This window comes from Micromonospora sp. URMC 106, from assembly GCF_051386395.1.
GTDB lineage: Bacteria > Actinomycetota > Actinomycetes > Mycobacteriales > Micromonosporaceae > Micromonospora.
Genome location: NZ_JBPQTP010000007.1, coordinates 36,356 through 58,374, shown reverse-complemented (window position 1 = coordinate 58,374; position 22,019 = coordinate 36,356). Strand labels below are relative to the sequence as shown.

Annotated in this window: 18 protein-coding genes; 11 read left to right on the top strand and 7 right to left on the bottom strand. The window is 75.0% G+C overall.

Features of this window, described 5'->3' with window-relative positions; translation table 11 throughout:
* Window positions 1–61 precede the first annotated feature (61 nt).
* Window positions 62–1,312, top strand: a complete 1,251-nt coding sequence (locus ACSNOB_RS03875) for a lycopene cyclase family protein (protein ID WP_436685199.1) — start codon at window positions 62–64, stop codon at window positions 1,310–1,312.
* 124 nt (window positions 1,313–1,436) lie between these two features.
* Window positions 1,437–1,913 (top strand): ribonuclease HI, encoded by a 477-nt coding sequence (gene rnhA, locus ACSNOB_RS03870; RefSeq protein WP_436685198.1) that lies wholly within the window; start codon window positions 1,437–1,439, stop codon window positions 1,911–1,913.
* Between the two features lie 26 nt (window positions 1,914–1,939).
* Here the strand turns inward: rnhA and ACSNOB_RS03865 are convergent, their stop codons facing one another.
* Window positions 1,940–2,170, bottom strand: a complete 231-nt coding sequence (locus ACSNOB_RS03865; protein WP_436685197.1) for a hypothetical protein — start codon at window positions 2,168–2,170, stop codon at window positions 1,940–1,942.
* Window positions 2,171–2,216: 46 nt separating this feature from the next.
* A complete protein-coding gene (locus ACSNOB_RS03860) occupies window positions 2,217–3,728 on the bottom strand; it encodes an MFS transporter (RefSeq protein ID WP_436685196.1) in 1,512 nt (503 codons plus the stop codon).
* 5 nt (window positions 3,729–3,733) lie between these two features.
* On the opposite strand from ACSNOB_RS03860, the gene ACSNOB_RS03855 reads away from it, so the two are divergent.
* Window positions 3,734–4,252 carry a MarR family winged helix-turn-helix transcriptional regulator gene (locus tag ACSNOB_RS03855; RefSeq protein WP_436685195.1) on the top strand — a complete coding sequence of 173 codons (519 nt, stop codon included), beginning with the start codon at window positions 3,734–3,736 and terminating at the stop codon, window positions 4,250–4,252.
* A gap of 77 nt (window positions 4,253–4,329) precedes the next feature.
* Here ACSNOB_RS03855 and ACSNOB_RS03850 read toward each other — a convergent pair whose 3' ends face one another.
* From ACSNOB_RS03850 to ACSNOB_RS03840, 3 genes are all read right to left on the bottom strand, one after another.
* Window positions 4,330–5,283 carry a pentapeptide repeat-containing protein gene (locus ACSNOB_RS03850; protein ID WP_436685194.1) on the bottom strand — a complete coding sequence of 318 codons (954 nt, stop codon included), beginning with the start codon at window positions 5,281–5,283 and terminating at the stop codon, window positions 4,330–4,332.
* A 163-nt stretch (window positions 5,284–5,446) separates the two neighbouring features.
* On the bottom strand, window positions 5,447–7,126 hold the full coding sequence (locus tag ACSNOB_RS03845; protein WP_436685193.1) for a serine hydrolase: 1,680 nt from the start codon (window positions 7,124–7,126) through the stop codon (window positions 5,447–5,449).
* A gap of 185 nt (window positions 7,127–7,311) precedes the next feature.
* Window positions 7,312–8,124 (bottom strand): SDR family oxidoreductase, encoded by an 813-nt coding sequence (locus tag ACSNOB_RS03840; RefSeq protein ID WP_436685192.1) that lies wholly within the window; start codon window positions 8,122–8,124, stop codon window positions 7,312–7,314.
* 167 nt (window positions 8,125–8,291) lie between these two features.
* Here ACSNOB_RS03840 and ACSNOB_RS03835 point away from each other — a divergent pair, with 167 nt between their 5' ends.
* The 7 genes from ACSNOB_RS03835 (at window position 8,292) to ACSNOB_RS03805 (ending at window position 17,423) form a co-directional block, all read left to right on the top strand.
* Entirely contained in the window at window positions 8,292–11,084 is a 2,793-nt protein-coding gene (locus tag ACSNOB_RS03835; RefSeq protein WP_436685191.1) for an exo-alpha-sialidase, read from the top strand.
* 26 nt (window positions 11,085–11,110) lie between these two features.
* Window positions 11,111–11,965 carry a carbohydrate ABC transporter permease gene (locus ACSNOB_RS03830; protein ID WP_436685236.1) on the top strand — a complete coding sequence of 285 codons (855 nt, stop codon included), beginning with the start codon at window positions 11,111–11,113 and terminating at the stop codon, window positions 11,963–11,965.
* 26 nt (window positions 11,966–11,991) lie between these two features.
* Window positions 11,992–13,314, top strand: coding sequence for an ABC transporter substrate-binding protein (locus tag ACSNOB_RS03825; RefSeq protein WP_393110833.1), 1,323 nt, complete (start codon window positions 11,992–11,994; stop codon window positions 13,312–13,314).
* Window positions 13,311–14,354: an ABC transporter ATP-binding protein gene (locus ACSNOB_RS03820; protein ID WP_436685190.1), complete on the top strand. Its 1,044-nt coding sequence runs from the start codon at window positions 13,311–13,313 to the stop codon at window positions 14,352–14,354. Before ACSNOB_RS03825 ends, ACSNOB_RS03820 begins: the two co-directional genes overlap by 4 nt.
* 38 nt (window positions 14,355–14,392) lie before the next feature.
* Complete coding sequence (locus ACSNOB_RS03815; RefSeq protein WP_436685235.1) at window positions 14,393–15,262, top strand: carbohydrate ABC transporter permease; 870 nt, start codon at window positions 14,393–14,395, stop codon at window positions 15,260–15,262.
* A gap of 99 nt (window positions 15,263–15,361) precedes the next feature.
* Complete coding sequence (locus ACSNOB_RS03810) at window positions 15,362–15,976, top strand: GNAT family N-acetyltransferase (protein ID WP_436685189.1); 615 nt, start codon at window positions 15,362–15,364, stop codon at window positions 15,974–15,976.
* A 28-nt stretch (window positions 15,977–16,004) separates the two neighbouring features.
* Window positions 16,005–17,423 carry an RtcB family protein gene (locus ACSNOB_RS03805; RefSeq protein WP_436685188.1) on the top strand — a complete coding sequence of 473 codons (1,419 nt, stop codon included), beginning with the start codon at window positions 16,005–16,007 and terminating at the stop codon, window positions 17,421–17,423.
* Window positions 17,424–17,432: 9 nt separating this feature from the next.
* On the opposite strand, the gene ACSNOB_RS03800 is transcribed toward ACSNOB_RS03805, so the two are convergent.
* Together ACSNOB_RS03800 and ACSNOB_RS03795 are read right to left on the bottom strand one after the other, a co-directional pair.
* Window positions 17,433–17,861 carry an archease gene (locus ACSNOB_RS03800; protein ID WP_436685187.1) on the bottom strand — a complete coding sequence of 143 codons (429 nt, stop codon included), beginning with the start codon at window positions 17,859–17,861 and terminating at the stop codon, window positions 17,433–17,435.
* A gap of 102 nt (window positions 17,862–17,963) precedes the next feature.
* The gene (locus ACSNOB_RS03795) at window positions 17,964–19,526 is read right to left on the bottom strand and encodes an LLM class flavin-dependent oxidoreductase (protein ID WP_436685186.1); all 1,563 of its coding nucleotides are present in this window, start codon (window positions 19,524–19,526) and stop codon (window positions 17,964–17,966) included.
* Between the two features lie 401 nt (window positions 19,527–19,927).
* Here ACSNOB_RS03795 and ACSNOB_RS03790 point away from each other — a divergent pair, with 401 nt between their 5' ends.
* A complete protein-coding gene (locus ACSNOB_RS03790; RefSeq protein WP_436685185.1) occupies window positions 19,928–21,967 on the top strand; it encodes a hypothetical protein in 2,040 nt (679 codons plus the stop codon).
* Window positions 21,968–22,019: the final 52 nt, after the last annotated feature.

Below are 22,019 nucleotides of genomic sequence, written 5' to 3'. Positions count from 1 at the left end.
CGAGCGTCGGCCCGGCCGGTCGGCGGCCGGCCGCCGGGGTCGGTGTGGCAGCGTGGTCGGCGTGAACACCCCCGCACCGCTGGACGTCGACCTGGCGCTGGTAGGGGGCGGCGGCGCCGCCTCGCTGCTCCTCGCCGCCCTGGACCGGCACGGCGTGCGTGACCTGCGGGTCGCCGTCGTGGACCCGGTGCACCGGCGCGGCCAGGACCGGACCTGGGCGTTCTGGGACCACCCCGGCAACGACCTGGACCCGCTGCTGGCGGCGAGCTGGCGGCAGGTCGAGGTGGCGACGCCCGCCGGCCGCCGTGTCCTCGACCTCGCCCCCCTGCGGTACGCCATGCTGCGCTCGGGCCCGGTCTACGACCGGGCTGCCGAGGCCGAGCGGCGGCTCGGCGTGCGACGGATCGTCGCGCCCGTCGCCGCCCTGCACGACGACGGCGGGCAGGTCACCGTACGCGTCGGCGGGGACGGCCCGGCGCTGCGCGCGTCCTGGGTGCTGGACTCCCGTCCCCGGCCGCCCCGCCGGCCCGGCCGCACCAACTGGCTCCAGCACTTCCGGGGCTGGTGGCTGGAGTCCGACGCGCCGGTCTTCGACCCCGCCCGGGCCGTCCTGATGGACTTCCGCACCCCGCAGCCGGCCCGGGGGGTGTCGTTCGGCTACGTGCTGCCGGTGAGCGACCGGTACGCCCTGGTGGAGTACACGGAGTTCGGCCCGGACCTGCTCACCGACGCCGGGTACGACGCCGCGCTGGCCGGCTACCGGGACCTGCTCGGCCTCGACCCGGCCGGGCTGCGGGTGCGGGAGGTGGAGAACGGGGTGATCCCGATGACCGACGGCCCGTTCGAGCCGCGCCCCTCGCCCCGGGTGGTCCGCCTGGGCACGGCGGGCGGCGCCACCCGGCCCTCCACCGGCTTCACGTTCGCTGCCATGCGGCGGCAGGCAGAGCAGGTCGCCGCCGCGCTGGCCGCCGGCCGCCCGCCGGTGCCCGCGCCCGCGTACCCCCGCCGTCACCGCTGGATGGACGCGGTCGCGCTGCGCGCGCTGGCCACCGGCGGCGTCGGCGGGCCGGAGTTCTTCGACCGGCTCTTCGACCGCAACCCCGCCGAGCGGGTGCTGCGCTTCCTCGACGGCGCGACCACCCCGGCGGAGGAGTTGGCGCTGATGGGCTCGACCCGGCTGCGGCCGATGGTCGCCGCCACCGCCGGCGACGCCGCCGCCCGGCTCCGGGGCCGCCTCGGTTCGACCCGGCGGTCGGCGGCGTGGACGGTCCCGCCGCCGGTGGTCGGCGACCGGGCCGACGCCGACGGCTGAGCCGCCTCAGCCGGCGACCGCGTCCCCGCCCTCCGGCAGGGTGGCCGCCACGGAGAGTTGATCAAGCGCCGGCGCCGGCGACCCGACGGCGGGGGAGGCGGCGTGGATTCGGTAGGTTGCCGACATGGTGGACGAGACGGCCGGCAGGGTCGTGCAGATCTGGACCGACGGGGCGTGCAGCGGCAACCCCGGCCCCGGCGGTTGGGGCGTGGTGCTGCGCTACGGCGCGCACGAGCGGGAGCTGTGCGGCGGCGAGGCGACCCCGACCACCAACAACCGGATGGAGCTGATGGCGGCCATCCAGGCCCTGGAGAGCCTGACCCGGCCGGTCACGGTCGAGCTGCACACCGACAGCACGTACGTGCGCAACGGCATCACGAGCTGGCTGGCCTCGTGGAAGCGCAACGGCTGGCGGACCGCCGCGAAGCAGCCGGTCAAGAACGCCGACCTGTGGCAGCGGCTGGAGGCGGCGTGCGCCCGGCACCAGGTCACCTGGCTGTGGGTGAAGGGGCACAACGGCCACCCGGAGAACGAGCGCGCCGACGCGCTGGCCAACCGTGGCATGACCGAGGCCCGCGCGGCGGTGCCCGCCGGCCGCTGACCGGGTCGCCGGGCGGGCCGGTCAGGTCACTCGGTCCGGCTCGGGTCGGTGGCGCCGGAGACGGCCTCCACGTCGTAGCCGGCGCGGCTCACCTCCCGGGCCGACCGTCGGTCCTCGGCCGGCAGGTCCGCGAAGTCGTCGCCAGTGTCGTCGGTGCTGCGCAGGGACTCGCCCGGCGGCCGCAGCGACGCCTGCATGGCGGTGGCGCCGTCCGGCTCGTCGGTGGCGGCCCGGTCGGTACGGTTCTGATCGGTCATGCCGCTCTCCTGCCCCCGGGACGGGCCCGCAAACGCGTCGGCGGGCTCACCGCGCCGCGTCCGGGTGCCCCGGCATGCCGGACCCGCCGCTGGAGGTGCCCGACGCCCCGCCCGCCACGCCGGACCCGTCGTCCTCGGTGACGATGTCGGGCTTCGTCGTCGTGTCGTCCGGCGCCGGGACGTCCGTGTCCGCCTCGACCTGGACCAGCCGGGCCTGGCCGGCCTCGTCCTCGGCGTGCGCCGGGTCGACCGGCAGCTCACCGTCGCGCGCTCGGTACCCCACGGTCGCCTCCCTGGTCGCCGTTGCCGTCCGCCCGTGGGCCTTCCCGGGCGCGGCGGGACGAAACGTCGTCACCGGGGGCGCGGCCCGCGGCGGGGGTGCGGCCCCCGCCACGGCCGCCTCGGCGACCGGCGGGTCGGGCGGCCGCAGGAACCGCCGCCGCGACACCGCGACGGCGAGGGCCAGCGCGAGGGACACCGACACGACCAGGAAGGCCGCGGTGTTGCCGGCGCGGTCGTTGACCGCGCCGCCGGCGGTCGAGCCGACGGCGATGCCGAGCTGCCCGGCGGTCTGCAACCAGCCGTACGCCTCGGCGGTGTGTCCCGCCGGGCTCGCCCGCGCGACCAGCTCGTCGGTGACGGCGAGCCACGGGGCGAGCGCGAGCCCGAAGATCGCCAGGGCGACGGCCATCTGCGGCACGGTCCGGGGCAGGAGCAGCGCCGTCGACGTGACCGCCAGGGCGGCGAGCAGCGCCAGGTAGCTGCCGCCCGGGCTGCCGGGCCGGCCCCGGCCGACGAGCAGCAGACCGCCGGCGAGGCTGCCCGCCGACCAGGCGGTGATCAGCAGCCCCGCCTGGTCGGGGTTCCCGGCGCCGCTGGCGAAGGCGGGCACCAGCACCCACATCGCCCCCATGCAGGTCATGTAGCCGACCTGCGCCGCGATGAGGGTGCGCAGGGTGCTCCGGGCGGGCGTCCGCCCGCGCTCCCGGGCGGCGGTCGGGCGGGTGGCGCGCCGGGGGACGCTCAGGGCGTGGCCGACCAGGGCGGCGGTCCCGACGGCGGCGAAGCCGAGGAGCGCGCCGGCCGGCCCGGTCACCAGCAGGCTGGCCGTGACCGCGAGCGGGCCGCCCACGTAGAGCAGCTCCAGGCCGACGGCGTTGAGCGCGTACGCGCGGGTGAGCGCGGGAGCCGGCACGAGGGTCGGCAGCAGGGCCCGGCCGCTGCTGAGCGCGGGCGGCGTGGCGAGGCCGGCCCCGGCGGCGAGGACGACGTAGGCGGCGGGGTCCGTGACGAACGCGAGTCCGAGCAGCGCCGCGAGGTGCGCGGCGCCGCACGCGAGGAGCACGGGCCGGTCGCCGAGCCGGGCCAGCAGCCGCCCGTAGCAGGGAGCGGTGAGCGCCAGCCCGAGCCCGCACGCGCCGCTGGCCACCCCGGCGACCGCGAAGCTGCCGGTGTTGTGGTGGCCCAGGAGCACGATGAGGAGCTGGCGCATCGCCACCGGTAGCTGGGCCAGGTTGATCAACGCGATGACGAGGACCGCCCGACCCGGTAGATTCATAACTTATGAATCTACCCGCGGATGACGCGCCCAACCTGCTCGGGGCGCTCGCGCTGCTCGTGGGGTCCCGCGTACGTGCGGCCGTGGCGGGCCCCGCCGGGTCCACCGGCGCGCTGGCCGAGGCGCTCGTCGTGCTCAAGGACCAGCCCGGGGTGCCGGCCGAGTGGCTGGGCCAGGTGCTCGGCCTGACCCAACCCGGCGCGGCCCACCTGGTGCGTCGCCTGATCGAGCAGGGGTGGTTGGAGCGGCGCGGCGGAGCGGACGCCCGCAGCCGCGCGCTGCACCTGACCCCGGACGGGACGGAGGCGGCCGAGCAGGTCCTGCGCGCCCGACAGGCGGTGCTGACGCGGATGCTGGAGCCGCTCACGGACGAGCAGCGCGGACAGTTGGCCGACATCGCGGGCAGCCTGCTGCGCCGCGAGGTCCGCGACGAGCGCAGCCTGGCCCGGCTGTGCCGACTCTGCGACCGCTCCCGGTGCGCGACCTGCCCGGTGTACGCGGGCTACCGCGAGGCGGCCGGCTGAGCGCCGAAGGGCGGGCGACGGGCCCGACCGGCGGTCACCGGACGGCGGTGCCGGATCGCCCCCGCCGTCGCCCGCCGTCACCGGTGCCGGCGGCCGCGGGCGGCGGGTGTGCCCCGGCGGCCGGGCCGCACCGGGGTGAGCGACAGCGCCGACCAGTGCCCGGGGCGCGTCCGGCCGGGCGGCAGCGCGGTGTGCCGGTCGCCGCGGGCCGCGTCGAGCTGCGACTGGTGCAGGAACAGGCTGCCGGACAGGTCCGCCCCGCGCAGGTCCGCCCCGCGCAGGTCGGCCCCGGTGAGGTCGGCCAGGCCGAGGTCGACACCGCGCAGGTCGGCCCCGATCAGCAACGCCCCGCGCAGGTTCGCGCGCCGCAGGTCGGCCCGGCGCAGGTCGGCGCCGAACAGCCGGGCGCCCCGCCGGTCCGCGCCGGCCCGGCCGCCCCGGGCCCGCGCCGCGTCACCGGCGCGGGACAGCAGCGGGTTGACCCGTCCCCGGTAGGCGTCCACGTCGAGCGCCAGCAGCGTCTGCGAGGGCTCCCGGGTCAGTCGTTCGGTCTCGGCGAGCGCGCCGGACAGCTCGTCGCGCAGCGGCTGCGGCGGGCGCAGCGCGAGCGCCTCGGTCAGGTACCAGAGCAGCTCGTGCAGCGGCCGCATCGCCGCGAACGTGTCGAACATGAGTGCCGCGGTCTCGGGCGCCTCGCGCCAGTCCCGCCCGCCGAAGGTGTGCTGCGCCACCCGCTGCCCGGCGCCGAAGCAGTCGAAGACGGTGCAGCCGGGGAAGCCCCGCTCGCGCAGGTCGGCGTGGATGCCGCAGCGCGAGTCGGCCCGCAGGTTCGGGCAGGGCCGCCCGGCGGGCTTGTCGATGGCGAAGTCCGCCGACGCGGAGAAGGCGGGCGCGACGCAGCACAGCCCGAAGCACCGGGCGCAGTCGGCGCGCAGGTCGTGCGTCGACGACGCTGCCCGGGGGGTTTCCGACACGCTGACCGTCCTCCTGCCGACCGGACTCCCGCCGGCGGGGCGCGGGCGGATCTCCATTGTCCCGCGTGGCGGTGGTCGAGACGCCGCAGGCCTCGACACGGGGCCCGAGGGCTCGCGTGGGCCCGCCTGAGGGCGGGCCCACGCGAGGTGCGCGCGGCGTGTCAGGAGTTGCGGGTCGCGTCCCGCCGGCCGGCCCGCGCCGGTCGCCCGGCGGCGGTGCTCAGACCCGGGTGACGCGTACGGCGTCCGCGACCACGTAGCCGGTGCCCGAGGTCCACCGGCTCACCCCGACCTTGTTGCCGTCGCCCTTGACGAGGGTGAAGGTGCCCAGGGAGCGCCACTTCCCGCCGTTGCTCCGCTGGTCGACGTGTACGGTCTTGTTGCCCGTCGAGGTGGCCACGATGTACGGCGTGGCGGCGCTGTTGCCGGTGGACGCCGGGTACCAGACCTCGACCCGGTAGGTGCCGGTCTCGGGCACGTCGACCTTGTACCAGGCGACGTCGCTGGCGGCGACCGGGGCGGCCCGGCGGTAGTTGGTGCCGTACCGGCCGGTGAGGCTGGACGAGACGGCCCAGTTGGCGCTGGCGGTGAAGCGCCCGGCCGTGGTGTTGTCCACCACCGCACTCCACGGGGTGAAGTACGTCGACCAGAGGTTGTGCGTCGGCCAGCTGGTCACCTGGCGGGAGGCGGCCCACAGCGCGCTGTCGATGTCGCCGTAGGAGAGGCCGGAGGGGTCGTCGCGCTGGTTGAACAGCGCCGCCCAGCTCATGCCCTGGTAGCTCTTGACCAGCAGCGTGTAGGTGCCGGCCAGGCTGCCGGTGTGCCAGACGTTGTGCTTCGTCCCGGTGCTGGTGGTGAAGGGGCGTACCGCCCAACCCAGGCCGTAGTACCAGCCGTTGCTGTTCACCCCGGTCGCCGGCACCGCGGTGACCTTCGCCAGCGAGGCGCTGTCGAGCACCCCACCGGCGCCGTCGAGCATGGTGGCCCAGCGGACCATGTCGACCGCCGAGGCGACCCACCCGCCGTTGGCGTCGCGCAGGCTCATGCTGAAGGTGCCGTACGGGGCCGGCACGATGGTGCCCGAGTCGTCCAGCACGGTGCGCCCGGTGTACTGCGACCGGTAGCCGACCTCGCCGGCGAGCCGCGTCAGGGCCTTCCCGTGGGCCATCCGGGTGATGCCCAACGGCGCGAGGAGCTTCTGCTTGACGTACGCCTCGTAGGACATGCCGGTGACCTTCTCGACGACCCGGCCGGCGAGGAAGTAGCCGTAGTTGCTGTAGGCCACGGTGCTGCCGGGGTCGTGTTGCAGCGGCTGGCCGGCCATGTACCGCTGGATGTCGTCCTTGCGGAGCTCCAGCGGCACGCCCAGCGCCTGCGCGATGACGTGGTCCTGGCCGTGCAGGGGATCGAATGCGAGATCCCGGTCCCAGCCGCCGAGGTGCTGCAGCAGCCGCCGCAGGGTCACCTGCGACAGCCTCGGGTCGACCGACTGGCCGGGCGGCGGAATGAAGTCCAGCACCGAGGTCACCGGATCGTCGAGGCCGACCAGTCCGTCCTGCGCCAGCCGGAGCACCGCCGCCGCGGTGAGCGACTTGCTGAGGCTGGCGATCCGGAACAACGACGTCGGCTGGACCGTCTCCGCCGAGTTGTTGCCGTAGCCGCGGGCCAGCACGAGCCGGCCGTTGTAGGCCACCGCGAGCTGCCCGGCGCTGACGCCCCGCGCCTGCATGAACGACTTCATCGTGTCGTCGAAGCCGCTCAGCGCGGCCACCGCGGTGCCGGTGGCGACCCACCCGTCCGCCGCGTGCGCCGGCGTCGCGAGCAGCGTGCCGGCACCGGCGGCCCCGGCGCCGGCCGCACCGACGAGCTTTCCGAACGTTCTCCTGCTGACTGTCCGCACCGGCGTCTCCCCGTCCAAAATGATCTAGCCGAGGAGACCCTACTAAAGCTTTCGACACTGGACGGTCCCGGTGACGGCCACCGAGGGATGCGCGACGACCCGTCGCGGGGTAGCGGCGTGCTGCTCGCCCGGCCCCTCCGCGGACGGTGTCGTCCAGGGGCGGCCCGTCCGCGGAGGCGGTCACGTCATCCCCGCACCGACCGCCAGTCGTGCGAGGTGAGCGCGTTGGCCTGCGGCCCCATCATCAGCATGCCGCCGTCGACCGGCCAGGACGCGCCGGTGACGTAGGCGGCGGCGGGCGAGGCGAGCAGCGCCACCACGGCGGCCACCTCCCGCGCGTCGCCCGGCCGCCCGACCGGCACCCCGGGCCGCTCCTGCGTGAACGGGTCGACGTCCTCCTGGCCGGTCATCGGGGTGGCGATCTCGCCCGGCGCGACCGCGTTGACGGTGATCCCGTCCGCCGCGAGCTCCTGCGCCATCACCTTCGTCAGCAGCCCGAGCCCGCCCTTCGCGGCGCAGTACGCGGCCGAGCCGACCCGGGGCGCGTGCTCGTGCACGCTGGTGATGTTGACGATCCGGCCGCCGAGCCCGGCGGCCCGCATCCGCCGGGCGGCCCGCTGCCCGCACAGGAACGGGCCGTCGAGGTCGACGGAGAGCACCTCGCGCCACTGCTCCCAGCCGGTGTCGACGAACGGCGTGGACGCCCCGGTGCCGGCGTTGTTGACCAGCACCCCGATGCCGCCGAGCCGGTCGGCCAGCTCGTCGACGACCGCGTCGGCCCCCGGCAGGCGGGTCAGGTCCAGCTCGGCGACCTCGCAGCGCCGGCCGGCGGCGCGGACCTCGGCGGCGGTCCGCCCGGCCCCGTCCGCGTCGCGGTGCCAGGTGATGCCGACGTCGAAGCCGGCCTCGGCGAGCGCCACGGCGCAGGCCTTGCCGATGCCGGAGTCGGCGCCGGTGACGATGGCGATTCTCGGATAGTTCTCGTAACGCGCTGGCATGGTGCCGCACTACCCGTTCCATGCGAATGCAACCATACGTTGATCCCGGTCCATGCGGGGGATTGCCCACGCCGGTGCGCTCTGCCATTCTCCAGCGTGGACGCTGCCAGGGACGGTCGCCAATCCGGAGGCCCGTCCGGCGGCCCCTATCCGCCGGAGGGACCCTCGTGAAGCGCAGACGTCGCCACCTGCTCGTGGGACTGGCGGTCGGTGTCCTGGTGGCATCGACCGGTCTCGTAGGAATCCACTTCGCCGGCGCCCAGGTGCCGGCTGCCGCGGCCGCGACCGGCGACGGGGAGATGCCGGGCGCGCTCGGCGCCCACATGGAACGGCTGCGCCAGGCCGTGCCGGGCAACGACGGCATGTCGCCGGACGGCCCGGGCAACGCCGCGCAGCAGGAGTTCCTGGAGCGCGCGTACCCGGCCAGCACGATCAGCATCGCCCAGATGGACCGGTCGAAGGCGGCGTACTCGGCCGCGGAGCGGCGCGCCGGCGGCAGCCGCGGGTGGACCAACGTCGGCCCGAGCGAGGCCCTCTACCCGTTCACCGAGTTCCGCAACGCCTACAACTACGTGCCGAACGCGTACGTCGCGGGCGGTCGGGTCACGTCCATCGACATCGCGCCGGACTGCAACGCCCTGCTCTGCCGGGCGTACGTCACGCCGGCCGGCGGCGGCGTCTGGGGCACCCTGAACGTCCTCGCGCCGGAGCCCAAGTGGTTCTACCTCGGCGGCCCGCTCGGCATCAACGCGGCCGGGTCGGTCAAGATCGACCGTAACGACAAGACCGGCCTGACCATCTACGTGGGCACCGGCGAGGCGAACACCTGCGCCTCCGGCTGCGTCGCCGGCGTCGGCCTCTACAAGTCCACCAACGGCGGGGTCACCTGGAAGGGCCCGCTGGGCAAGGACGCCCTGGCCGGCAAGGGCATCGGTGAGATCACCATCAAGCCCGGCGACCCGAAGACGCTCTACGTCGCCACCACCACCGCCCTGCGCGGCATGTCCAGCTCCTGCTGCACCGGCGTCACCCGGCCGGTGCCCGACGCCGAGAAGTGGGGCCTCTACAAGTCCACCGACGGCGGCGCGAGCTGGAAGTTCATCCACAACGGCTCGGCCGACGCGACCCAGTGCACCGGCAGCGCCGCGGAGTACGGCAACACCGCCGCCTGCTCGCCGCGCGGCGTGCGCTACGTCAAGCTCGACCCGCGCGACGCGAACGTCGTCTACGCCTCCTCGTACGCCCGGGGCGTGTGGCGCTCGGCGGACGCCGGTGCCACCTGGACCCAGATCAAGCCGTCGCTGAACCCGGCGGTCTTCCAGACCCGCGCCGCGATCGACGTGACCGCCCTGCCGAACGGCAAGACCCGGATGTACGTCTACGAGGGCAACCTCGGCAACCCGTACTCGCGGCTGTTCCGCAGCGACGACGTGGCCGGCGGCGCCCCCAGCTTCACCGACCTGACCAGCGCGAACCCGGCCGACCCGGGCTACGCCACCTACAACCAGTGCACCGGCCAGTGCTGGTACGACGTGTTCGTGCACACCCCGGCCGGGCACCCGGACATCGTCTACACCGGTGGCTCCTACGTCTACGGCGAGACCGTCGCCCACAAGCGGGCGGTGGTGCTCTCCACCGACGCCGGGGTCAGCGGCACCGACATGACCTACGACGGCACCGACGAGCTGCACCCCAACGGCCTGCACCCCGACCAGCACGCGCTCGTCACCAACCCGCGCAACCCGTACCAGTTCTTCGAGGCCAACGACGGTGGCGTGATGCGCTCCAGCGGCCAGTTCGTGGACCGGTCGGCGTGGTGCGACAACCCGGCCCGCAACCTCACCACCGACGCGCAGAAGGCCCGCTGCAAGCAGATGCTCTCGCGGATCCCGTCGAAGTTGGACGGCATCAACAAGGGCATGAACACCCTGCAGTTCATCAGCCTGACGGCCAGCCCGCACGACCACACCCTGCTGCAGGGCGGCACCCAGGACAACGGCACCTGGGAGAACAAGGGCCAGCGCAAGCGCTGGGTCAACACGATGATCGGTGACGGCGGCGCGTCCGGCTTCGACGTCGGCAAGCCGGAGTTCCGCTTCCACACCTTCTACGACGCCTCGCCCGAGGTGAACTTCAACAACGGCGACGTGGGCAGCTGGATCTCGATCTCCGACCCGATCTTCGGGCACCCGGGCACCCTGTTCTACGCCCCGGTCGTCAGCGACCCGAAGGTCAGCGGCACGATCTTCGCCGGCACGTCCCGCACCGTCTACCGGACCAAGACGTTCGGCCTGGGCGACCGGAGCCTGGCGGAGGCCGACCGGATCTGCAACACCTGGACCGGCACCTTCGAGGCGCAGTGCGGCGACTTCGCGCCGCTGGGCACGGTCAACCTGACCGACGCCGCCTGGGGCGACCGGGCCGGCGGCGCCGTCTCGGTGGTCCAGCGGGTCGCCACCGACTCGTCCACCGCGTACGCGGCCACCAGCACCGGCCGGGTGTTCGTGTCCCGCAACGTCGACGCCGAGCCGGCCTCCGCGGTCACCTGGACGCGGATCGACACCGCCGCCACGCCCAACCGTTTCGTCACCAGCATCCACGTCGACCCGGCCGATCCGACCCGGGCGTGGATCTCCTACAGCGGGTTCAACTCGAACACCCCGGCCACCGTCGGGCACGCGTTCGAGGTGAAGCTGGCCGGCGCCGGCGCGACCTGGGCCGACCGCTCGTACGACTTCGGCGACCAGCCGATCACCGACCTGGTCCGCGACGACGTCACCGGTGACCTCTACGCGGCCACCGACTTCGGTGTCCTGCGGCTGGCCAAGGGCAGCACCACCTGGGTGAAGGCGGCCCGCGGCATGCCCAACGTCGAGGTCGCCGGGCTCACCGTCGTGCCGGGCAAGCGGGTGCTCTACGCCGCCTCGCACGGCCTCGGCGCCTGGCAGCTCACGCTCTGAGGCAGGTGACCATCGGCAACAACCGGGTGAGGGGCCGCGCGAGCGGCCCCTCACCGCTGCCCGAGGCGGCCGGCCGGGCCTGGCGCACCCTCGGCGCGGCGTTCGTCCTGCTCGTCTTCGTCCCGCCCTTGGTGCTGCTGGTCTCCGGGTCGCTCACCGAGCCCGGGCTGCCCCCGCCGCCGACGCCGCGGCTCGTGCCGGAGCCGGTGTCGACCACCGGCTACCAGCAGGCCGTCGAGCTGGGCGGACTGCTGCGCGCCTCGCTCAACTCGGTCCTGGTCGCGGTCGTCGCGGTGCCGCTGAGCGTGCTCGTCGCCTCCCTGGCCGGCTTCGCGCTGGCCCGGCTCGCCCCGCGCACCACCGGCGTCGTCGTGGCGGCCTCCCTGGCGGCCCTGATGGTGCCGGCCACGGCGCTGCTGGTGCCCCGGTTCGCGATCTTCCGGATGCTCGGCCTGACCGATACCCTGGTGCCGTTGATCGCCCCGGCGTTGCTGGGCACCTCGCCGCTCTACGTCCTGGTCTACTACCTGGCCTTCCGGGCGCTGCCGGCGGACCTCTACGACGCCTGCCTGGTGGAGGACCTCTCGCCGATGCGCACCTGGTGGCGGGTCGCCCTCCCGCTGGTCCGCCCGGTCACCGCCGGGCTCACCGCGCTCACCTTCGTGCTCACCTGGTCGAACTTCCTCGACCCGTTGGTCTACGTCTACGACCGCGACCTGTTCACCCTGCCGCTGGCGCTGCGCTCCCTGTCGGTGCTGGACCCGACGAACTTCCCGGTGTTCCTGGCCGGCGCGGTGCTGGCCACGGTGCCGGCGCTGGCCGTCTTCGTGCTGGCCCAGCGGCGCTTCCTTCACCACGACGACCCGACGGGACGAGACTGACGATGCGACCGGAGACAGAACCGACGATGCGGCCGAAGGCGCTGCTCGCCCTGCTGCTCGCCGCCGTGCTGGCCGCCGCCGGCTGCGGCGCCGGCTCCGGATCATCCGCCGACGGACCGGTGCGGCTGCTGGTCTTCGGCGCCCCCGAGGAACTCGCCGCCTACCGCACCCTCGTCGAGGCGTACGAGAAGGCGCGCCCCGGCACCGACGTTCAGCTCGTCGAGGCCAGCGACCGCAAGGACCTGCTGGCCCGGCTCGCCACCTCGGTGGCCGGCGGCGCCCCGCCGGACCTGTTCCTGATGAACTACCGCTTCTACGGGCAGTTCGCGGCGAAGGACGTCATCGAGCCGCTGGACGACCGGCTCGCCGGCTCCGAGGCCGTCGACCCGGCCGACTACTACCCGGTCGCCTGGAACGCCTTCCGCTGGAAGGATCGCCAACTCTGCCTGCCGCAGAACGTCTCCAGCCTCGCGGTCTACTACAACCGCACCCTGTTCGCCAAGTACGGCGTGCCGGAGCCGAAGGCCGGCTGGACCTGGAACGACCTGGTCGCCACCGCGAGCGCGATGACCCGCGACTCCCGCGGCGCGGTGATCAAGGCCACCGAGAGCGAGGGCGCGGCGCTGCGCCCGGCCGTGCACGGCCTCGGCGTGGAGCCGTCCATCATCCGGCTCGCCCCGTTCGTGTGGTCCAACGGCGGCCAGCTCGTCGACGACCCGGCGAAGCCGACCCGGCTGACGCTGGACACCCCGGCCGCGCGGGAGGCGCTGAAGAACCTGGTGGACCTGCGGCTGGCGTACGGGGTGGTGCCCACCGACGAGGAGGTCGAGGCCGAGGACGACGAGTCGCGGTTCGCCAACGGCCGCCTCGCCATGCTGATGAGCTCCCGTCGCTCCACCACCACGTTCCGCTCGATCACCGGCTTCGAGTGGGACGTCGCCCCGCTGCCCGTCTACCGCGAGCAGGTCGGGGTGCTGCACTCCGACGCGTACTGCATGACCCGGGGCGCGAAGAACAAGGACGCCGCGTGGCGGTTCCTGGAGTTCGCCATCGCGGAGGAGGGCCAGCGCATCGTCGCCGCCACCGGACGCACCGTCCCGTCCCACGTCGGGGTGTCGCGGTCGCCGGCGTTCCTCGGCCCGGCCCAGCCGCCGCGCAGCGCGAAGGTCTTCCTCGACGCCATCCCCACCGTCCGGGCGCTGCCCACCGTCTCCACCTGGCCCGAGATCGAGGACGTCACCTACGGCATCCTGGAGAACGCCGTGCACCGGGGCGACCGGCTCGACGACGTGATCCGCGACCTGGACCAGCAGACCCGTCCCCTGTTCGCCCGCGGCGAGCACGGGTGAGCGATCCGGGACTCGCCCTGGCGGGCGTCTCCGCCGCCTACCGGGGGTCGACGGTGCTGCACGAGGTGGACCTGACCGTCGCCCGCGGCGAACTGCTGGTGGTGCTCGGCCCGTCGGGGGCCGGCAAGTCGACGGTGCTGCGGGTGGTCGCCGGCCTGGAACCGGTCACCGCCGGCCGCGTGCGCATCGCCGGCCGGGACGTCACCGCCGACCGCCCCGGCCGGCGCAACGTGTCGATGGTGTTCCAGTCGTACGCGCTCTTCCCGCACCTGACCGTCGCCGAGAACATCGCCTTCGGCCTGGAGGTGCGCGACACCCCCCGCGCCGTCGCCCGGGACCGGGCCCGCGCGGCCGCCGAGGCCGTGGGCTGTGCCGCCCTGCTGCAGCGGCGGCCCGGACAGCTCTCCGGCGGGGAGCGCCAGCGGGTGGCGCTGGCCCGGGCGTTGGTCCGCGAGCCGGACGTGTTCCTGCTCGACGAGCCGTTGTCCAACCTCGACCTGGCGCTGCGGGTGGAGATGCGCGCCGAGCTGCGCGCACTGCACGACCGGCTCGGCGCCACCATGGTCCACGTCACCCACGACCAGACCGAGGCGCTGGTGCTCGCCGACCGGATCGCCGTGCTGCGCGACGGGCGGATCGAGCAGGTCGGCACCCCCGACGAGATCTGGCGCACCCCGGCCAGCACCTTCGTCGCCCGCTTCGTCGGCTCCCCGGCGATGAACCTGCTCCCGGCGCACGGGCCGGTACGGCCCTCCGGTGCCGCGCCGGTCCCGGTCGGCGGGGCGGAGGAGCTGCGGATCGGTTTCCGGCCCGAGGCGGTCACCCTCGACGCCGCCGAGGGCGCCGACGCCGCCGTCGACCGGGTCGAGGTGGTCGGCGAGGACGCGTACGCCTACCTGACCCTCGCCGGCGGGCACCCCGTCGTCGCCCGGGTGCCCGCCGCCCGCCGGCCCGAACGGGGCGCGGCGGTACGCGTCGGCGTGCGCTGGCCCGACGTGCACGTCTTCCACGCCGGCTCCGGCCGCCGGTACGCCCCGTGACGAGCACCGACCGCCGCTCGCGGCGGCAGTTGGCGCTGATGCTGACGCCGTACCTGGTGGGCCTGGTCGGGCTGGTGCTGCTGCCCGCCGCGGTCACCCTCGCGCTGGCCTTCACCGAGTACGACCTGCTGCGCCCCCCACGCTGGGTGGGGCTGGCGAACCTCACCGCGCTGGTCGACGACCCGGTGTTCCGGGTGTCGCTGACCAACTCGCTGGTCTTCGCGCTGGTGGCCGTACCGCTGCGGGTGCTCTTCGCGCTCGGCCTGGCGCTGCTGCTGCACCGCCGGGCGCTCGGGGTCGGCAGCGCCCGCACCGCGGCGGTGCTGCCGACCGCGGTGCCCGAGATCGCCTACGGGCTGCTCTGGCTGTGGCTGCTCAACCCGCTCTACGGCCCGATCAACCAGGTGCTGCGCACGGGCGGGGAGAACGGCCTGACCGCGCTGGGCCGCACCCCGCCGCAGTGGCTCACCGACCCGACCGACGCCCGCGCCGCGATCATCGGCATGAGCCTGTTCACCATGGGCGAGACCTTCGTGGTGCTGCTGGCCGCCCGGCGCGCGTTGCCCCGCGACGTCTACGAGATGGCGGCGATCGAGGACGCCACCGGCTGGGACGTGTTCCGCCGGGTCACGCTGCCGCTGATGGCGCCGGTGCTCGGGCTGCTGGCGGTACGCGACGCCATCCAGAGCCTGCACTTCACCTTCGTGCCGGCCTTCGTGGTCACCGACGGCGGCCCGCCCCCGTACGCCACCACGTACCTGTCGCTGTTCGTCTACCGCACCGGCTTCGAGTACCTGCGCTACGGCTACGCCGCCGCGGCGACCCTCGTGATGATCCTGTTGACCGTGGCGGCGGTGCTGCTCCAGTGGCGGCTGATCCGTCGCTACCGGGCGTTCTACCGGCTCTGAGGACCCCGGACGAGCCCGAAATTCGCGGGCGCCGGCCCGGACGCCGTGACATGATCGCGCACTGCGCCGGCCGGGTGGCGGCGCTGCGAGGAGGACGGCATGGAGTTCGAGGTACGCCGGATCGGGCCGGAGTCGACCGCCGCGGCGGCGGCCGTGCTCGCCGATGCCTTCGACGGGTACCCCTGGATGGCCTGGACGGTCGCGGCGGACCGGCACCGGGAGCGGCTGGAGGCCATGTTCGCGGGCACCGTCGACGCTGTCGGGCTGCCCTACGGTGACGTCTGGGCGGCGGTCGACCCGGCCGGCCGGCCGGCGGCGGTGGCGGTCTGGCTTCGTCCGGACCGGCCGGTGCCGGACGAGGTCTGGGCCGGCGTCGCGGCGCGCAACGCCGAGCTGGCCGGCGACCGGCACGCGGCGCTGCGCGACGCCGACGCGGCCTGCGCCTCGCTGCGGTCGGCCGAGCCGGCGTTCCTGCTCGCCACCGTCGGCGTGCGCCGCGCAGATCAGAGCCGGGGACTCGGCGCCCGGGTGCTGCGGCCCGGCCTGGCCGAGGCCGACCGGGCCGGCCTGCCGGCGGTGCTGGAGACCTCGTCGGAGCCGAACGTGCGGTTCTACCGCCGGCTCGGTTTCGAGGTCACCGGCCGGGCGCGGGTGCCCGACGGCGGCCCCGACGTCTGGGCGATGCGGCGGCCGGCCGACGGCGAGCGGGTGTAAGGGCCGCCCGTCCGGGTAGCCGCCGGGAATGGAGCTGGTCGAGGAGTCGCCGTACCGCTTCCGGATCGACCGGCACGACCCGATGCGGGTGCCCGGGGTGGTGTTCGCGTCCCGGTCGCTGCTGCCCGACGCCGGGGCGGACAAGTCGCTGGAGCAGGTGGCGAACGTCGCCACGCTGCCCGGCATCGTCGACGCCTCGTACGCCATGCCCGACGTGCACTGGGGCTACGGCTTCCCGATCGGCGGCGTGGCCGCCACCGACGTCGCACACGGCGGGGTGGTCTCGCCCGGCGGGGTGGGCTTCGACATCTCCTGCGGCGTCCGGCTGCTCGCCGCCGACATCGACCGCGACGGGCTGCGGCCCCGGCTGGACGCGCTGATGGACGGGCTGGGCGAGGCCACCCCGCGGGGGATGGGCAAGGGCGCCGTGTGGCACCTGTCGAAGCGCTCGGAACTCGACGCGGTGCTGCGCGGCGGCTCCCGGTACGCGGTCGAGCGCGGCTTCGGCGTCGAACGGGACCTCCAGCGGTGCGAGGACTACGGCGCGGTCGGCGACGCCAACCCGGCCGAGGTCAGCGAGCGGGCCATCGAGCGCGGCGCGCGCCAGGTCGGCAGCCTGGGCTCCGGCAACCACTTCCTGGAGGTGCAGGCCGTCGAGGAGGTGTACGACGACGCCACCGCGACCGCCTTCGGGCTGCGCCCCGGCCAGGTCTGCGTGATGATCCACTGCGGGTCCCGGGGGCTGGGCCACCAGATCTGCACCGACTACGTGCGCAAGATGGAGAAGGTGATGGACCGGCACGGCATCCACGTGCCGGACCGGCAGCTCGCCTGCGCCCCGGTCTCCTCCCACGAGGGCCGCGCCTACCTGGCCGCGATGGCCGCCGCCGCCAACTACGCCCGCGCGAACCGGCAACTGCTGGCCGACGCCGCCCGGAAGGTCTTCGCCCGGGTGACCGGCAGCCGGCTGGAGCTGGTCTACGACATCTCGCACAACCTGGCCAAGATCGAGGACCACGACGTCGACGGCGAGCGGCGCGCGCTCTGCGTACACCGCAAGGGCGCCACCCGGGCGCTGCCGCCGGGCCACGCCGACCTGCCCGACGACCTGCGCGACGTGGGCCAGCCGGTGCTCATTCCCGGCTCCATGGGCACCGGCTCGTACGTGCTCACCGGCGTGCCGGGCGCGCCGGCGTTCGCCTCCACCTGTCACGGCGCCGGTCGGGTGCAGAGCCGCAAGCAGGCCGTGAAGGCCGAACGCGGCCTGGACCCGCGCGGCCAGCTGGAGGCGCAGAACATCGCGGTGCGCGGCGCGTCCCGGCGCGGCCTGGCCGAGGAGATGCCCGCCGCGTACAAGGACATCTCGGCCGTGGTGGCGGCCGCCGAGGGCGCCGGGCTGTGCCGGAAGGTGGCCCGGCTGGCGCCGATCGGGGTGGTGAAGGGCTGAGCCGGCGGCTCAGACGTCGAGGGTCACCGCGCAGGACCAACCCGCGCCGTCGCGGCCGAAGCGCAGTTCGTGCAGGGAGACGGCCTTCGGCACCGCGCCGACCAGCTCGACGGCGTCGGTGCCCGCCGTGCGCCAGCGCACCGTCAGGCCGCCGGCGCCGTCGTCGGCCACCTCGGTGTGCAGCGGCAGCTCGTCCTCCGTCTCCATCCGGAAGATCACCTCGTCGAGTACGCCCACCAGCAGGTCCTCGTCGTCGCCGGCCGGCGCGTGGAACTCCCGAAGCGCGCCGGGCCGCGCCCCGCCGGGGTCGACGAACGTCCCGACCAGCGCGGCGACGGCCTCGGCCACGCACTCCTCCCGGGTCGGCGCCCACGCCTCGATGCGCACGTCGGCGGTGTGCGGCACGCAGCGGTGCCCGCGTTCCGGTCTTCGCTCCATGCCTCGATCATCCGGCACGGGACCGCCGTGCCGGGGCGGGTCGGCGCGTGCCGGGGCGGGTCGGCGCGCGCCGAGGCGGGCTCAGTGCGGGCCGAGGCCGGCTCAGTGCAGGCCGAGGCGGGCGATGGGCTCGACGAGTTCGCGTTCCTCGTAGGCGAGGTGGGACAGCAGCGTGTCGCTGAGCAGGTCGACGGCCGCGCGGAGCTCGGCCATCCCGTCGGAGACGGAGACGAACGCGACGAGGGCGCGGTCGACCCGCTCCAGGACGTCGTGGATGGCGTGGTGCTCCTGCTCCAGCCGGTCGATCACGGGTGCGAGGCGGGGGTCGGCGCCGCGCAGGTGCGGGAACAGCCCCCGGTCCTCCAGCGTGTGGTGGGTGGTGACCACCCGGCAGTACGACTCGCAGTAGGTGCCCAGCGTCCACTTGTTCTGCCGGATCGTCATGGTGTTGATGTGCGAGCGGGCCGTGCCCGCGTCGACCAGCCCGGCGCCCACCTGCTCGACGAGGTCGTGGAGGCGGGCCAGTTCGGCGCGCAGCCCGTCGTGCACGTCGACGAGGTGCCGGGCGTTGGCCTGGTCGTGCGCCGGGTAGGCGCGGGTCGGGTCCGGCGCGGGACCGGTCGGTCGGGTGCTCTCGTCCCAGACCCGGATCGCGCTGCGGCGGACGCCGTCGTCGGGCGTCGGGACGACGGCGAGGGCCCCGGCGGCCGGGCGCGGTTGCGCCGCCGGGACCGCGCGGGCGGTGACCGGTTCCGGCGCGGCGGGCGCGGTGGCGGCGGTGCGCTCGGCGGCCACGAGGTCGCGTACGGCCGGGGCGACCTCGGCGGCGAAGCGCCGCAGGTCCTCGGGGTCGTCGCTGCCCAGGATGAACGTGCTGATGCCGTCGCTGAGCGCGAGGTCGGCCAGTTCCTCCGCCCACTGCTCGGCGGGGCCCTGCAACGGGCCGCGGCCGACCGGGGCGAAGCGGCCGGTCACGTTGAGCAGCCGGCGCACGTCGCCGGGCGAGCGGCCCGCCTCCCGGGCCGCCTCGTCGATGACGGCGTTTCCGCGGGCGAGGTCGCCGGACTGGAGGTAGCCCAGCGACGGCAGCCAGCCGTCGGCCCGGCGCCCGGTCAGGGCCAGCATGCGCGGCTTGTACGCGCCGAGCCAGATGCCCACGTCGTGGGCCGGCGCGGGGCCCCGCTTCGCGCCGACGACCCGGTGGAACTCGCCGTCGACCCGGACGCCGCCGCGCGCGTCGACGTCCCAGACCTGGCGGATGACGTCGATCGCCTCCTCCAGCGCGCGTACGCCCTGCCCGGGCGAGAGCCGGCGCCCGCCCATCGCCTCGATGGCCTCCCAGAACGCGCCGGCGCCCAGGCCGAGCTCGACCCGGCCGCCGCTGAGCAGGTCGAGGCTCGCCACGCTGCGGGCGAGGACGGCCGGCGGGCGCAGCGGCAGGTTCGTGACGTTGGCGGCCAGCCGCACGGTGCCGGTCCGGGCGGCCACGAAGCTCATCAGCGTCCACGTGTCGAGGAACGCCGGCTGGTAGGGGTGGTCCTGGAAGGTGACGAGGTCGAAGCCGAGCTGCTCGGCCAGGACGGCCAGGCCCACCACCCGCTCGGGGTCGGCGTTGCCGGGCGTCAGGAACGACCCGAAGGTCAACGGGTGCCCGTAGTCGCCCATGTCCGCCTCTTCCCCCTGTTCCGCGGCGCCGCCGAGCCGCCCGGCAGATCGTATGCCGGGCGAGGACGCCGGCCGCGCCGACCGGGGATCTCCGCCGACGAGGCGCGGTCCGGGAGACGCCGAGCGTGGTGACGGAGCGGCCTCGTCGGGCAGCCCGGCCGCGGGATCCCGACCGCCGGCCGCGAGGGCCGTTGACGGCGATGGATGAGCCCCCTAGGGTCTTTACGGACCAGACCGTTATGTGATGCGGGAGACGCGTCCTCGTCGCCCGACGGAGACAGCGGGGCGCCGGCCGCACAGGAGAGAGCTTCCCGTCGAACCTCCCGCCGCGGTTCCGGATCCGACCGATACGGCTCGGCCGCCGGCCCCTCCGGCGGTCGCGGGAAGAGGAGCAGGCGCTGATGACGAACCGCCGCACGTTGATCCGCTACGCCGCCGCCCTCGCGGTGGCACCGGCCGTCCCCGCCGCCTGGCCCGCGCGTCCCGCGTCGGCGGATCAGGCCGCGCCCGGGGTGACCGTCGACCCCTTCGGCATCCCGCTACGCGACGTCCTGCTCATCGGCGGGACCGTCGCCCCCGGGCCGGACGGGACACCGGTGCTGTGGTCGGCGGTCTCCGGCGAGCCGGCCCGGCTCGCCGCGATCGACCCGGCGACCGGCCGGACGGTCTCCGACCAGGAAGTCACCGGCGCGCCCGGCTCGTACGCGGTGGCCGCCGCCCCCGACGGCACCGTCTACGTCGGCGCGTACAACACCGGCGACCTGTACCGCCGTCGGCCCGGCCCGGACAGCCCGGTGGAGAACCTCGGCCGGCCGCTGCCGTCGGAGACGTACATCTGGCGGATCGCCGTGGACGACGCGGGCGTGGTGTACGGCGGCACCTTCCCCGGCGCGCGGGTCTTCTCCCGCGACCCGGCCACCGGGGCGATCCGGGACTACGGCCGGGTGCTCCCCGGCGCGCAGTACGTCCGCAGCCTCGCCGTCACCGCCGACAAGATCTACGCCGGCACCCAGCCGGACGCCCACGTCGTCGAGATCGACAAGGTCACCGGGGAGCGCCGCGAACTGCCGCTGCCCGACGGGCTCGGCACCGGCGCCGGTCAGACGGTGTACGACCTGAACGCCCACGACGGGCGGGTCTACGCCCGGTTCGGCTCCGCCATCAACGGCCGGCTCGGCGTCTACGACATCGCCGCCCGGCGGTGGACGGACCTGATCGACGACGTCGCCGGCCTGGACGTCTCCGCGCCCGGCCCCGGCGGCCTGGTCTACCTCACCCGCGCCGGCCGGCTCACCGGCTACCACCCGGGCACCCGCACGTTCGCCGACACCCCGCTGGTCTTCCCCGGCCGGGTGGTCAACAACCGGGGCATCGGCTGGGTCACCCTCGCCGACCGCGACTGGCCGGGCCGCACGCTGGTCGGGCTGCTCTGGCGCGGCGACATGTTCCGCTGGAACCCGGTGACCGGCCGCGCCGACGTGGTGCCGACGGACGTGCCCGGCGAGCCGATCCCGATCGCGGCGCTGCACGTCGGCCCGACCGGCACCGTCTGGGTCGGCGGCTACCTCAACGGCGGCCTCGCCCGGGTCGACCCGGACACCGGGGTGTCGACCTTCCAGCGCTTCGCCCAGGTGGAGAGCGTCCTGGAGACCGGCGGCCGGGTCTGGCTCGGTGCCTATCCGGACTCCCGGCTCTACCGGTACGACCCGGCGAAGCCGTGGAGCAGCCCCGAGTACTCGCCCGGCCTGCCCGGCAGCCCCGACAACCCCGTCAAGCTGCTCGACCTGAAGGCCGCCGACCAGGTGCGGGCGCGGGCGCTGACCGACGCGGGGGAGAAGGTCGCCTACGGCACCATGCCCAACACCACCCTCGGCGGGGCGCTGGCCATCGTGGACAAGACGACCGGCGCGGCCCGCGTGCACCGGCCGGTGGTGACCGACCAGTCGATCGTCAGCCTGGCCCACGTCAACGGCCTGGTCGTGGGCGGCACCTCGATCGACGGCGGGTACAGCGTGCCGCGGCCCACCCAGACCGAGGCGCGGCTGTTCGGCTGGGACGTCGCGACCGACGCCCCGGCGTTCGAGTTCGTCCCGGTGCCGGGCGCGCGGGCGATCCCGGCGCTGGCGGTGGACCGCTCGGGCCTGCTCTGGGGGCTGGCCGGCGGGCAGCTCTTCGCCGTCGACGTGGCCGCCCGCGCGGTGGTGCGGCGCGTCACCCTCGCCCCCGGGGTGTCCGACAGCCGCGGCAGGCTGGGCTACGACGCCACGCGCCACCTGCTGTACGCGCTGGTCGGCGGGCGGCTGCTGGTCCAGGCCGACCCGGCCGCGGGCACGACGCGGCAACTGCTGGACCAGCCGGCGGAGTTCCTCGCCGTACATCCGGACGGCCGGCTCTTCCTCGGGTCCGGCGAGCACCTGCACCGGGTCACCGTGACGGGCTGACCGGGGCGGACGCGAAGCGGGCCGGTGATCCCAGCAGGATCACCGGCCCGCC

Coding starts and splice junctions, on each gene's coding strand:
- ACSNOB_RS03865 (WP_436685197.1), bottom strand. CDS start 2,170: ATGACCGATCAGAACCGTACCGACCGGGCCGCCACCGACGAGCCGGAC.
- ACSNOB_RS03850 (WP_436685194.1), bottom strand. CDS start 5,283: ATGGAGATCCGCCCGCGCCCCGCCGGCGGGAGTCCGGTCGGCAGGAGG.
- ACSNOB_RS03855 (WP_436685195.1), top strand. CDS start 3,734: ATGAATCTACCCGCGGATGACGCGCCCAACCTGCTCGGGGCGCTCGCG.
- ACSNOB_RS03795 (WP_436685186.1), bottom strand. CDS start 19,526: ATGGGCGACTACGGGCACCCGTTGACCTTCGGGTCGTTCCTGACGCCC.
- ACSNOB_RS03790 (WP_436685185.1), top strand. CDS start 19,928: ATGACGAACCGCCGCACGTTGATCCGCTACGCCGCCGCCCTCGCGGTG.
- ACSNOB_RS03825 (WP_393110833.1), top strand. CDS start 11,992: ATGCGGCCGAAGGCGCTGCTCGCCCTGCTGCTCGCCGCCGTGCTGGCC.
- ACSNOB_RS03810 (WP_436685189.1), top strand. CDS start 15,362: ATGGAGTTCGAGGTACGCCGGATCGGGCCGGAGTCGACCGCCGCGGCG.
- ACSNOB_RS03800 (WP_436685187.1), bottom strand. CDS start 17,861: ATGGAGCGAAGACCGGAACGCGGGCACCGCTGCGTGCCGCACACCGCC.
- rnhA (WP_436685198.1), top strand. CDS start 1,437: ATGGTGGACGAGACGGCCGGCAGGGTCGTGCAGATCTGGACCGACGGG.
- ACSNOB_RS03840 (WP_436685192.1), bottom strand. CDS start 8,124: ATGCCAGCGCGTTACGAGAACTATCCGAGAATCGCCATCGTCACCGGC.
- ACSNOB_RS03815 (WP_436685235.1), top strand. CDS start 14,393: ATGCTGACGCCGTACCTGGTGGGCCTGGTCGGGCTGGTGCTGCTGCCC.
- ACSNOB_RS03805 (WP_436685188.1), top strand. CDS start 16,005: ATGGAGCTGGTCGAGGAGTCGCCGTACCGCTTCCGGATCGACCGGCAC.
- ACSNOB_RS03860 (WP_436685196.1), bottom strand. CDS start 3,728: ATGAATCTACCGGGTCGGGCGGTCCTCGTCATCGCGTTGATCAACCTG.